At 44.9% G+C, this 11,946-nt stretch carries 12 protein-coding genes; 1 reads left to right on the forward strand and 11 read right to left on the reverse strand.

Going from position 1 to position 11,946, the window contains the following annotated elements; all coding sequences use genetic code 11:
• Positions 1-68 precede the first annotated feature (68 nt).
• The 10 genes from BS19_RS17555 to nrfB form a co-directional block, all read right to left on the reverse strand.
• Positions 69-1,202 (reverse strand): flagellin, encoded by a 1,134-nt coding sequence (locus BS19_RS17555; RefSeq protein WP_038177105.1) that lies wholly within the window; start codon positions 1,200-1,202, stop codon positions 69-71.
• A 246-nt stretch (positions 1,203-1,448) separates the two neighbouring features.
• Positions 1,449-2,582, reverse strand: a complete 1,134-nt coding sequence (locus BS19_RS17560; protein ID WP_038177106.1) for a flagellin — start codon at positions 2,580-2,582, stop codon at positions 1,449-1,451.
• A gap of 123 nt (positions 2,583-2,705) precedes the next feature.
• On the reverse strand, positions 2,706-3,608 hold the full coding sequence (locus tag BS19_RS17565; RefSeq protein WP_038177107.1) for a Dyp-type peroxidase: 903 nt from the start codon (positions 3,606-3,608) through the stop codon (positions 2,706-2,708).
• Between the two features lie 83 nt (positions 3,609-3,691).
• On the reverse strand, positions 3,692-4,150 hold the full coding sequence (locus tag BS19_RS17570) for a DUF2919 domain-containing protein (protein ID WP_038177109.1): 459 nt from the start codon (positions 4,148-4,150) through the stop codon (positions 3,692-3,694).
• Between the two features lie 95 nt (positions 4,151-4,245).
• A complete protein-coding gene (gene nrfF, locus BS19_RS17575) occupies positions 4,246-4,710 on the reverse strand; it encodes a heme lyase NrfEFG subunit NrfF (protein WP_038177111.1) in 465 nt (154 codons plus the stop codon).
• Complete coding sequence (locus BS19_RS17580; RefSeq protein ID WP_038177112.1) at positions 4,707-5,252, reverse strand: DsbE family thiol:disulfide interchange protein; 546 nt, start codon at positions 5,250-5,252, stop codon at positions 4,707-4,709. The genes nrfF and BS19_RS17580 overlap by 4 nt, the downstream gene beginning before the upstream one ends.
• A complete protein-coding gene (locus BS19_RS17585; RefSeq protein ID WP_038177114.1) occupies positions 5,230-7,125 on the reverse strand; it encodes a heme lyase CcmF/NrfE family subunit in 1,896 nt (631 codons plus the stop codon). Before BS19_RS17585 ends, BS19_RS17580 begins: the two co-directional genes overlap by 23 nt.
• Before the next feature lie 2 nt (positions 7,126-7,127).
• Positions 7,128-8,099 (reverse strand): cytochrome c nitrite reductase subunit NrfD, encoded by a 972-nt coding sequence (nrfD, locus tag BS19_RS17590; RefSeq protein WP_038177256.1) that lies wholly within the window; start codon positions 8,097-8,099, stop codon positions 7,128-7,130.
• 2 nt (positions 8,100-8,101) lie between these two features.
• Entirely contained in the window at positions 8,102-8,788 is a 687-nt protein-coding gene (nrfC, locus tag BS19_RS17595) for a cytochrome c nitrite reductase Fe-S protein (protein WP_038177115.1), read from the reverse strand.
• Position 8,789: 1 nt separating this feature from the next.
• Entirely contained in the window at positions 8,790-9,377 is a 588-nt protein-coding gene (gene nrfB / locus BS19_RS17600) for a cytochrome c nitrite reductase pentaheme subunit (RefSeq protein WP_038177116.1), read from the reverse strand.
• Positions 9,378-9,850: 473 nt separating this feature from the next.
• On the opposite strand from nrfB, the gene nrfA reads away from it, so the two are divergent.
• Positions 9,851-11,272 (forward strand): ammonia-forming nitrite reductase cytochrome c552 subunit, encoded by a 1,422-nt coding sequence (nrfA, locus tag BS19_RS17605; protein ID WP_038177117.1) that lies wholly within the window; start codon positions 9,851-9,853, stop codon positions 11,270-11,272.
• A 62-nt stretch (positions 11,273-11,334) separates the two neighbouring features.
• Here nrfA and BS19_RS17610 read toward each other — a convergent pair whose 3' ends face one another.
• Positions 11,335-11,877: a TPR domain-containing protein gene (locus BS19_RS17610; protein WP_038177257.1), complete on the reverse strand. Its 543-nt coding sequence runs from the start codon at positions 11,875-11,877 to the stop codon at positions 11,335-11,337.
• Positions 11,878-11,946: the final 69 nt, after the last annotated feature.

An 11,946-nucleotide genomic window follows, 5' to 3' on the forward strand; every position in this document is an offset into this window, starting at 1 on the left:
TAAGATCAATTAGTTAGCAGAAACAAAAAAATCCAGCCGAAGCTGGATTTTTTTCGATAGACGGTTAATTAACCGAGTAGGCTGAGTGCCGAGTTTGGTGCCTGCTTCGCTTGAGCAAGAATTGAGCTTGAAGCTTGAGAAAGAATTTGCGTTTTGGTTAGCGCGGTTGTTTCTTTCGCGAAGTCGGTATCTTTGATACGGCTCTTCGAAGCGTTCACGTTCTCATTGATGTTGTCCAAGTTGCTGATAGCGTGGCTGAAGCGGTTTTGGAAAGCACCGAGTTCTGCACGGTGGCTATCTACATATTGTAGTGCTGCATCAACAATCGCTACCGATTCTTGCGCGCCACCAACCGACGTTACGTCAATCACATCAACGGTTACGGCTTTACCTTCACCCATGTTTAGCTCGCCCGCTAAGCCACCAGCAAAAGAAACGGCGCCGTCAACTTTGTTTGCACCAGCAAACACTTGTAGCTGACCATCTTCGTTTACAGACGCTTTAACCATGTCTGTTTGACCGTTGATGTATGTGGCAAGTTCTTCAATATCATCGCCTTGTTTTGCATTGATATTAATGGTTTGCTCTTGACCGCTTTTGTCAGTCAAAGTGATGGCAAGGTCGTTTGCACCTGTTGCAACTGTCCAGTTTTTATCTTTACCTTCTGTTGCTTGGTAGCTAGTACCACCCATGCCAACGTTGTCTGAGCGCATGTCATTCAGGGTCAGCATTACTGCTTCACCGTTGTCGGCACCAATTTGCATAGACTTGGTTGTGAACGTACCGTTAAGTAGCTTGTTACCACCAAATGATGTGGTTTCGGCGATACGGTTAAGCTCATCATTTAGCGCTGTGACTTCTTCTTGAATCGCAACACGCTCAGACTTAGAGTTTGAACCGTTTGCAGATTGTAGCGATAGGTCACGCATACGTTGAAGAATATTGGTTGTCTCATTCATCGCGCCTTCAGCAGTTTGCGCGATAGAGATACCGTCGTTCGCGTTACGTACTGCAACGTCAAGACCACGGCTTTGTACGTTTAAGCGGTTCGAAATTTGTAGACCCGCTGCATCGTCTTTTGCACTGTTGATCTTGAAGCCTGATGACAAACGCTCCATTGATGCTTGTTGAGCGTTGTTCGCACCGTTTAGGTAACGTTGTGCTGTCATTGCTGCTACGTTTGTATTTACATTAACTGCCATGGTGATTTCTCCGTTTGATTTTCCGATATTTCCGGTTTCCGACGTCTCGGAAAACCAAAGTAGTTCTCTCAAAAGTTACATTTATTAACGGCACGCTTTGCGAAACCTTGAGTAATTTTTTGAGAATTTTTTAAAAAAAGTTCGTTTGGAAGAGAAAGCGTGACCAACAAGGAAAAACATTTAAAAAAGCGTATTTTTCGCTAAAGATTTATTTTTTCCTGTCGATACCATTCTCTTTTTTGAGAATTACCCCAATAAGGTCAAAGCTAAGTTAGGTTGCTGCTTGGCCTGCGCAAGAATAGAAGTACTGACTTGCTGAAGAATTTGCTGCTTGACCATTTGCGTGGTCTCTTTGGCATAGTCGGTATCTTTAATCCGACTATTCGATGCCGACAAATTCTCATTAACGTTCGACAAATTGTTGATCGCATGATTAAAGCGATTTTGCATCGCCCCCAGTTCTGCGCGATGACTATCAACATACTTGAGCGCGGTATCAATAACCGACACCGCTCTCTGAGCCCCACCAACTTTAGAAATATCTAAGTTATCAACCGCTTCATAACCTGATAGGCTGAGATTCAGCTGGTTGGCAAGGTTGCCTGAAAACGAAATCGTGCCCGAAGTTTGCTCACCAGCCATGAACAGTTGCAGCTGTCCCTCTTCATTGACCGAAGCCGACACTTTATCGGTTTGGCCATTGATGTAAGTCGCCAACTGTTCAATATCGTCGCCGATTTTGGCCGTGATATTGATGCTCTCTTGCTGCCCCTGAGCATTGGTGTATTGCATCACCAATTTATGACTGCCCTGCGTGACTTGCCAATTGCTGTCGGTCTTAGCCGCCGCAACATAACTGAATCCACCCATAGCTACACTGTCTGAACGCATGTTTTTCAGCGCCACTTGGACCGCTTCGCCAGAACTTGCCCCAATTTGAAAAGATGAGGAAGCAAATGAACCATTGAGCAATTTTCGACCACCAAAAGAGGTGGTTTCAGCAATTCTGTTCAATTCATCATTTAAAGCTGTCATTTCTTCTTGTAGGGCATCACGTTCAGCACGACTATTTGAGCCGTTTGCCGATTGCAACGAGAGATCACGCATCCGTTGTAAGATATTTGTGCTCTCATGCATCGCGCCTTCAGCGGTCTGCATGATCGAAATACCATCGTTGGCATTTCTCATCGCAATATCTAGACCACTCATTTGCGACTCAAGCCGATTAGATATTTGTAACCCGGCAGCATCATCTTTGGCACTATTAATGCGATTCCCTGAAGAGAGTCTCTCCAGAGATTGGTTCAACAAATCGGTCGCATTGGTCAAGTGACGCTGCGCAGTCATTGCAGAAACATTAGTATTCACAGTAATGGCCATAACAAATGCTTTCCTCCATGGGGTACTCTCTGTATCGGCTCAAGCTGAATTTCTTTAGTCGAAAAACAAAAAAGCCGAGCGGTTAGGCTCGGCTGGCTATTTGTTCATTTACGACACGCGTGATTAACTCACTTGCAAAGCGCGCAGCATCTCACTTGACGGCGCAAAGAAATACGCCCCCGTCACCGCTCGCGTAAAGCGCAATAACTGATCGGTTTTACTGTCGGTGGCACCATACATACTCTCAAGCATGGTTTTAAAATTGTGCAGTCGATTGCAGTAAGCGATAAATAACAGACCGTGATCACCTGATACGCTGCCATACGGTAAGCTGTGGCGAAGGATTTTCAGCCCCTTACCGTCTTGTTTAATGTCGACACGGCCCACGTGGGACGCAGCAGGCACATCGTCTAATTCAACCGAATCCGGTTTGGTGCGGCCAATCACTTTTTCTTGCGCCGATACATTGAGTCGATTCCACGCTGGTAGGTTATGAATAAAGCGTTGCACCATGACATAGCTGCCACCAGCAAACTCACCTTCTGGAATGATCGCCACTTCTTCACGCTGCGCCGCTTTCGGGTTTTCCGTCCCATCGACAAACTCGGTCATATCGCGAGAATCAAGATAACGATAGCCATATGTTTCATCTACAACCGTAACGTTGTCGCTGATGTGTTCAAACAGCTTACGCAGTAAATAGAAATGGAGGTCATGACGATTAGAGTGACAGTGAATTAACACATCAACTTCTGTACTTGGTGCCACGACGTCCCCTTCACCTAACGCTGGAAAATCAATCAACTCATCTGGGATTGGTTGATTGAGCTGCTGCCAAAAGGTTTTACTGAACGCGAGTGATAACGTTAGTTGCGCGCCAGGTTGCTGGGCATTAAGATCTTCGACCAAGGTTGGCAATGCTTGCAATTGCTCTAGCACTGCTTGCGGATTTTGCTTGACCTTAAGTAAGGTATATTGAGCAAAGGGCCCCGATTCAGGAAGAATGGCGCTTTGAGACTGTGACATGATTACTCCTCACTATTATTATTTTTGGCTCAGTGTATTGGGTTTTACTTACCATGCATTGACACCGATCATCGCTACTTTGATCACTGTGTAGGGGGCGCAACAAAACTGTCTTTCACACTGCGGCTATTGGCAACATAAAGAATAAACCACAGTAAGAGCAACATCACGACGCCATTAGTCCAACTGAATGCACCATGAAGCAAATAGACGTGATAGATAGATTGAGAGAGTTGCGCTAACGCGGTGACCAGTGTAATGGTTTTTCCCCACGCCACTATGTGGTTTACCCAGTGCCTATCTGGGCTGCGCAGGCCGAAAAGCCACAACAGTAAAATACTGGGGACGCCCATCGCTAAACCGAGATATAGCATGGTATGATCCGGATAGACTATCGCAAGAATCTTACTGCCACTCTCTCGACTGGCACCTGCCACGACAAAAACGACCCAAGCTTTGGCTAACAATAACCAACCTAACCAAAGTAGCTTTGGGGCTTTTAAAAAGCCATGTTTATCATATTGATCTATTGCGTAACGCACTGAAATCTAACTACTGTCTATTATCAATCCATTACTTTAACTCAATAAGCACAATTTTCTATCAGAATATTGTCATCTTGTCTGAGACTAGCAGGCTAAGTTAGCGGCTGATTGCGCTGACGAATCCGCCATACAGAAAAAGTAACAAAAACAACTAACAATATAATCGGAGCCAACCAGAGTAATGAGTTAGCCAAGCTAAACTCCGGCTTATAACGAACAAACTCGCCATAGCGTTGCGTCATGAAATCAATAACCGCTTGGTCACTCTGTCCTTGGTCAATCATTTGATAAACAATAAGCCGCAAGTCTTTGGCAATCGGCGAATTGGACTCAACTAAGTTTTGATTTTGACATTGTGGGCAGCGTAATGATTTCGCCAGTTCGATGGCTTGCTGCTGCTTCTGTGGTGACTGAAACTCAAATAACTCCACCTGCACCTGTTGTTCATTGGTAACAGCAACGAACAAAGTCTGCTCGGCAGCATTAAGCTGAGTCGCCATTAAACCAGCCACAAAAAAACTTAGAACTAGGGTCACCAACGATCTATTCGTTTTCATCCATTGGCTCCCTTAACGAAGTAAGCCGCAAAATGTTGTTGCCATACCCGCCCATCAAGTGCACCTAAGTGCTTATAAATTATCTCACCAGCTTGGTTCACTAAGTAGGTTTCAGGGGTACCAACGACACCCAAATCGAGGGCTAGTTTTCCTTTTGGGTCAAATACAATATGTTGATATGGGCTGCCTAAGTTGGCGATATAGTTGAGAGCGGCAGAGCGTGTGTCGCGATAGTTAAGACCGATAATCGTCACCTGCTGCTCAGCCAGCAGGTTAAGATAAGCATGTTCTTGACGGCAAATACCACACCACGAGGCCCACACATTGACCAACTGATATTGCTGTGTAAACAATTCATCGCTTGACTGATGGCTAGCATTATCTGGTTCTAGCAGTTCAACTGAAGTGATGGGGAATTGGCGCACCACTAACTGTGATTGTGGCCCCATTTGTTGGGTCTTTAAGCTGACGACAAGGATTACGACAAAACAGAGTAAACCAATAACAAACAACGTAATTTTAAACTTGCTCGACTGTAACATAACGGCCTCTACTTACTTGCCACTTAACCAAAGACATCAGCGCGCCGAGAATTGCAACAATCGCCCCACCCCAAATCCAGCTCATGTAGGATTTATATTGTATTTTAACTGCATACGAGTGTGTATCGACTTTACTGCCCAATGTGATGTAGTAGTCACCGTGCCAAAAGGTCTGTATTGCCGGTTCACTCATATTCATCACTCGAACCGGATAATGGCGTCGCTCGGGGGTAAGCTGATAGCTTTTGTTCGCTTGTTGAAGCGTTAACACTGCTCGCTCGGCAGTATAATTGGGACCAATCACCCAATCAGTACGCTGATAATTTATTTGACCATCAGTAAGTTCCACCACTGAACCCGGTGACATCTTCCGGTTCAATTCAAACGAATGCTCGGCATGCATCATGGCGCCAACCGCGCTGATGGCAAGCCCAATATGAGCCGCCACCATAAAAGATAACCGAGTTTGACGAAGAGCGAGTAAACTATGGCTCCCCAAAACCCAGATTGCTAACCCCCAAGTGAGCGCAACCGACAGTGAGAAGTTTGCGACTTGGAACCAATACAGTAGCGCACCGATTGACAGACAAACGGCAAACAATGCAGCCATTTTTATCGTGCTAAAATAGTTTCCATGCTGCCATTTAAGGAAAGGAACCGCTCCCATTAAGCTTAAAGCTATCAGCGTCAGTGGCGTAAACAGGGTATTAAAATATGGCGCACCAACAGAAATTGCCCCCAAGCCGAACAGCTCGTATAACATAGGATAGAAAGAGCCCAGAAAGACAGTAAAACTGGCAACGATCAACAACCCAACCGCACTTAAAGTCAAATAATTTCGACTTACAATCGAGACAATTGGTCGGCTAATGATTTGTTCAGCGCGCATAAACAGTAAACTAAACCCTGCAATCAAAGTTACCACCATGATCGCAAGCAAGGTAATACCCTTACCCGGGTCAACCGCAAAGGCATGCACCGAGGTCAATACACCAGAACGAACAATAAAAGTGCCGAGAATACTCAGGCTAAAAGTTACCAAGGCTAATACCAAGGCACAGAACCTCTGTTGTTGTTGATGATTTGCAGCGACTAACGCATGAAGCAAAGCGGTTCCAGTAAGCCAAGGTAATAACGACGCGTTTTCAACCGGGTCCCAAAACCACCACCCGCCCCAGCCTAGCTCATTGTATGCCCACCATGCACCCACCAATATACCTAAGGTCAAAAATGCCCAAGCCGATACTGCCCACGGCCTAGCTAACGCGACCCAATGCTGATTGATTTGAGGCTGCATTAACGCCGCTAGGGCAAAGGCTAATACCGTTGAAAAACCAATGTACCCAAGATAAAGCAGTGGTGGATGAAATATCAAACCAACATCCTGCAACATTGGATTGAGATCGCGCCCCTGCTCTAGCCAAACTTGAGAGTAAGTAAACGGGTTAGAGGTGACTAAAGTAAACCAAGCAAACACACCAACAAAGAGCCCCATGATCCAGAGTACATCTTGTAAGTAGGCTTTTTTAGTCCGATGAAGACAGCTAATAAAAGCGGACCACAATGCTAAGGTAAACACCCAAAACAACATCGAACCTTCATGCCCTCCCCAAACAGCAGCAATTTTGAAGGCCAATGGCAAGGCTGAATTAGAGTGCGAGGCAACATATTGAAAGTGGAACTGATCAGAGATAAACAGATAAGCGAGAAGCACCAAACTCAACAGCGCAACGGCACCATTGAGTTTAGCGAGAAAAGAAAGCGAGAATGGGCGTTGACGAATATGCCACTTTTGCCAAGCGTACAAGGTCGAGCTAATACTGCTCGATATCGCAATCCACACCAGTGCAAAATGCCCTATCTCTCCGAACATAATTATATAACCGTCATCTGTCCGGCATAGAGGATAAAGGTACGCAACATCAATACGCCAACTAAACTTAAACTTGTCACCATAAAGATATAACCACCATTATGACGTGTCTCTTTTGAAGTCAAAGCATTAAGCGTAAGTGGAAGCACCATCCCTATCAGTACGACACCGAACCAGAACCAGTTGGACCAAAAGCCCCCACCGATGGCATTCCAAGCCGCAACTTCATTTTGTCCGCCACTAAAAATCAGCCCGGTAAAGAAGGTGACTAAGACAAACAACTCAAACATCACAACAGGTCGTTCAAAGCTATGTACCCAAGCTACGCTTGGACTGGATGCTGGCTCTTTAAACACTAAAATACCAAACATCAAGCACGCCGCTGCACCCGAGGACAAACTTGAGAACAAAAATAGTATCGGAAGCACTGGATTATTGAGCATTGGGTAGGTTTTCAAAGCCGAAAGTAGAAATCCAGTATAAGCAGCCAGCACAATGGCAAGAAAGCCCAAGAATAACTCAATCGCGTTGGTGAACTTGCCAGATTTAAGTAGCACACTGTCGATAAAATCAAGCAACTTGCTTGGCAACAAACCTTCGCCAAACTTAGTGATTTGATGGCGGAATAAAATACCAATCCAGACAAACAGTACCAGCATGTAAACTTGGAACAAAATGACCCCCATCGACATCACTGAACTCGGGTTGAAATAGATCATTATTTTCCAAAATTCCAACGGTTTGGTTAAGTGAAAAATCAATATCGTCAAGCCCGAGATAATGCCAAATGGTGCCAGCCATGCCATCGCCTTCAAAATTCCATTGTTGGCAGGATCTCCCTCAATAACTTTACGTTTCAAGTACAATGCTATCATTACCGCACCAGCAGACATCCCAGCCAAAAACAGATAAATAGCGATTATCCAGTCCCATACCAAAGCGTCGAAGTGAAATGCAGATTCAAAACCATTCATGATCATATCTCCCCTTTTTGGTGAGGTACTTTATACAACTTAGGCTTGGTGCCAAGGTGCGCTTTGTCTCGATAAACCACCTCGGTTTTAAGGACCTGATTTATCTCACTGCTGGGATCGTTCAGATCACCAAAAATCAGTGCTTTAGTTGGACAGGATTCAACACAGGCAGGAAGCTTACCTTGCGCTAAATTGGTATCACGACAGAAGTTACATTTGTCGGCAGAGTGATCTTCCGGATGGAAAAAGCGCACTTGGTAAGGACACGCAGCTAGGCAATAGCCACAACCAACACACTTTTCTTTGTGCACATCGATAATGCCGGTTTTCTCATCTTTATAAGCCGCTCCCGTCGGACAAACATAAACGCAAGGTGGGTTTTCACAATGTTGACAAGATTTGCGAGTAAAACGGTAATCAACATCCGGAAACTCACCTTGAGGTTCACTGCGAATAATTTCTAGGCGTGAAACGCCCTCTGGCACGTTATTGACTTCACGGCACGCCTCAGTACAAGCCGTACAACCAATACAAGCGGTTTCATCGTGGATCATGCCATATAACTTATTGCCATCTTGCTCTATATTTGCCAAGGATTTACGACTATTGAGCACAGCTGTCCCTGCTACACCAGTGGTAAAAATCACGGCACCAGCACCAGTTAAGAAGTTTCGTCTTGAGCAACTCATGCTACTTCTCCTTTTTTAGGTGGTTAAAGTCAGAGTGACAATCAACACAGAGCTTAATACGCTGCTTGTGCTCTAACCCAAGAACCTTGGTTTTGCTCGCGTGGACATCATGACAGTTAGAGCAAGTTAGATTTTTGGCATGAACATCATGTGTCCAGCTACTTTCACGCAAGGGTTGTGGTTGGTGACAATCGACACACTGACTATTGGCCTTGAGAATCGCTTGGGGATCGAGGAACACTTTATCGGTCCCCAATTGCGACTGGGCGCTTGAGTATTTGGTGACGATTGACGCACCTTCGCGATGGTCTGGGCCGATATTGTTATGACATTCAGTACAGTTGACTTCACGACCAAGAGCTTTGTGAGCCTCTTCACCATGAGAACCTGCGAGGGTTTGTTTGGCATCCTTATGACATTGAATACATTTGTAATCCTTGTCACGGATAAATGTGACTTCATGACGCGCTAACGGTTCTTCAGACTGCAGTGTTGAAGTATCGGCAACGGCATGAAGAGAATAACCATAGAGGCAAAATGCTAGAAGAGATTTCAGCATTATGACCATGGCCAACTTTATATTGCCCATATTATCCTTTCCTTATACTCGCCCTCATTATCGAATTAACAACAAATAAAGGACGGTTAAAAATTAAAACCCTTTGATATGTAAACAACAGATCAAATGAGATCAATTCTTATTCTGGATAAGCCACAACGCTATTGGTTAAATATTACTCCTGTTACACTTAGGGAGTAGCTCATGATGGTTAAATTTCGATCTCCATCACCTTATTTTTCGTCAGGCAAATAATCCTAACTCATTGATGATAATAAGTTTCATTATGAAAAAAACACACAAACTAATACCCCTAAAGGGGTATATGCAAATGAACATGAACTAGATCACCTAGTAAAATTGATCTAAAACAATTAAGACTTATTGCTAAGTTATTTATTTTATTTCTATTTACTACAATATATTTCAGTTTCTCCAATTCTTAGTTTGGAATACGCCAGTTCACAACGCTGCTTATAAAAACAGAATACGGAGATAACACTGTGAATACACTTCATTGGATAGCAAAATCTGCGGTAGCGGTCGTGGCCAGCTCTTTATTGAGCACCACAAGCTTTGCTGCTTCTGAAACCAAAGAGTTGATAGACCCGCGTAATCAGGGCTATGAACAACAACACCCTGACCAATACCATTCATGGCAAGCAACCTCTGAGAGTGAACATATTGAAGATGCCTTAGCAGAAGATCCCAATATGGTGATCATGTGGGCTGGGTATGGCTTCGCTAAGGACTACAACAAGGCTCGCGGCCACTTCTTCGCGCTTAATGATGTGCGTCAAACTCTACGTACAGGCGCGCCTCAAGACGAAAACTCTGGTCCTATGCCTATGGCGTGTTGGAGCTGTAAAAGCCCCGATGTTGGTCGTGTCATTGAAGAACGTGGTGAAGATGGCTATTTTCAAGGCAAATGGGCGCGTTTAGGCAACCAAATTGCCAACCCGATTGGCTGCGCAGATTGTCACGATACGCGCAGTGAAGGTTTCAAAAATGGTGAGCCTGCATTAGCTCTGACCAAGCCCTATGTTGAGCGTGCTTTCCAAGCCATCGATAAGCCTTTTGAAAAACAATCTCGTCTTGATAAACAAGCCTCAGTCTGTGGTCAATGTCACGTAGAGTATTACTTTACTGGGCCAAACAAATCGGTCAAGTTCCCGTGGGACATGGGCACCACCGTTAACGATATGGAAGCCTATTATGATGCGCTTGGCTTTAAAGACTGGACACACAAGGTATCAAAAGCGCCCATGCTTAAAGCTCAGCACCCTGGTTATGAAACTTGGCGCGATGGTATTCACGGCAAAAACAAAGTCTCTTGCGTAGACTGCCACATGCCAAAAGTAGCCAAAGAAGATGGTACGGTTTACACCGACCATAAAGTAGGTAACCCATTTGATCGCTTTGAAGATACTTGTGCAAACTGCCACACACAATCCAAAGACCAACTTAGAGATATTGTCTCCACTCGAAAAGCTCAGGTCCTAAATATGAAGCTAACGGCTGAGAAACAGATCGTTGCCGCGCATTTTGAAGCCGGTGCAGCTTGGGATGCAGGGGCAACTGAACAAGAAATGAAAGACATTCTGCAAGATATTCGTCACGCTCAATGGCGTTGGGACTACGCTATCGCGTCACACGGTGTCCATATGCATGCTCCTGAAGTGGCATTGGAAGTACTCGGTACCGCGGTCGATAGAGCTGCAGACGCTCGAACTAAGATTGTCCGCTTGCTCGCGAAAAAAGGCATCACAGAACCAATTGAAATCCCAGACATTTCTACCAAAGCGGCGGCGCAAAAAGCCCTCGGTATGGACATGGACAAGATGAATGCTGATAAAGCGCAATTCCTCAAAACCGTTGTACCAAAATGGGAAAAAGAGGCGCAAAAACGCGAATCGACATACTAGTCTGTTACGTTTAAAACCAGTCTAATAAGTTAAAAAATCGGCACTCTATGTGCCGATTTTTCTTACTGATTACTAGGTAACATTGCTTTGGCTTGATTAAGGGAATGAATAACCGCTGCACGGTCGAGTTCGCTGTTTGCTGAATTAAGTATTTGCGTCCAAGTATCAATTGCTTGTTGATAACGAAAACTAATAAAGTGATCACTGGCAAGTAAAGACAGTGCCGTTAAATTATTGGGTTCAATGCGTAACGCACGATCTAAAAGCGCTTGTACGGGCGTGGTCATACGCTGTTTTTCGACATAATAGAGCGCCGTCGCCTTCGCCGCCAACTGATTGGCCGAAGGAACATCAGTTAAACGCTGAGCATAGTCAAAACAAGTCAAGGCAGAGGAAAAATCCTGCAGGTCTAGATAACCCTGACCCAATTGGAACCACAGCTCGGCTTGATTCGGGTCTTGCGTCAATTGCTGCTGAATTGATTCCATCCACTGTGCGTGTGTTGGCGGAGTGTCAAGTAGTGCGCTTGGTTGTGGCTTCTGACCTTGGAACCAGAAGTAAACTGGCACCGCCAGCACTAAACTAGCGAGTAGCGTTCGTTTCATCACCATACCTAGGTTAATGTCCATCTTTAAACGATTATATCGTGTTAGGATATTGGCATCTTTGATTTA

This window comes from Vibrio pacinii DSM 19139 (assembly GCF_000711795.1).
Lineage (GTDB): Bacteria > Pseudomonadota > Gammaproteobacteria > Enterobacterales > Vibrionaceae > Vibrio > Vibrio pacinii.

Excerpts from the sequence above, each read along its gene's own strand:
- nrfB (WP_038177116.1), bottom strand. The coding sequence starts at position 9,377 with ATGGGCAATATAAAGTTGGCCATGGTCATAATGCTGAAATCTCTTCTA.
- BS19_RS17585 (WP_038177114.1), bottom strand. The coding sequence starts at position 7,125 with ATGTTCGGAGAGATAGGGCATTTTGCACTGGTGTGGATTGCGATATCG.
- BS19_RS17555 (WP_038177105.1), bottom strand. The coding sequence starts at position 1,202 with ATGGCAGTTAATGTAAATACAAACGTAGCAGCAATGACAGCACAACGT.
- BS19_RS17580 (WP_038177112.1), bottom strand. The coding sequence starts at position 5,252 with ATGTTACAGTCGAGCAAGTTTAAAATTACGTTGTTTGTTATTGGTTTA.
- nrfC (WP_038177115.1), bottom strand. The coding sequence starts at position 8,788 with ATGAGTTGCTCAAGACGAAACTTCTTAACTGGTGCTGGTGCCGTGATT.
- BS19_RS17560 (WP_038177106.1), bottom strand. The coding sequence starts at position 2,582 with ATGGCCATTACTGTGAATACTAATGTTTCTGCAATGACTGCGCAGCGT.
- BS19_RS17610 (WP_038177257.1), bottom strand. The coding sequence starts at position 11,877 with ATGAAACGAACGCTACTCGCTAGTTTAGTGCTGGCGGTGCCAGTTTAC.
- BS19_RS17565 (WP_038177107.1), bottom strand. The coding sequence starts at position 3,608 with ATGTCACAGTCTCAAAGCGCCATTCTTCCTGAATCGGGGCCCTTTGCT.
- nrfF (WP_038177111.1), bottom strand. The coding sequence starts at position 4,710 with ATGAAAACGAATAGATCGTTGGTGACCCTAGTTCTAAGTTTTTTTGTG.
- nrfD (WP_038177256.1), bottom strand. The coding sequence starts at position 8,099 with ATGAATGGTTTTGAATCTGCATTTCACTTCGACGCTTTGGTATGGGAC.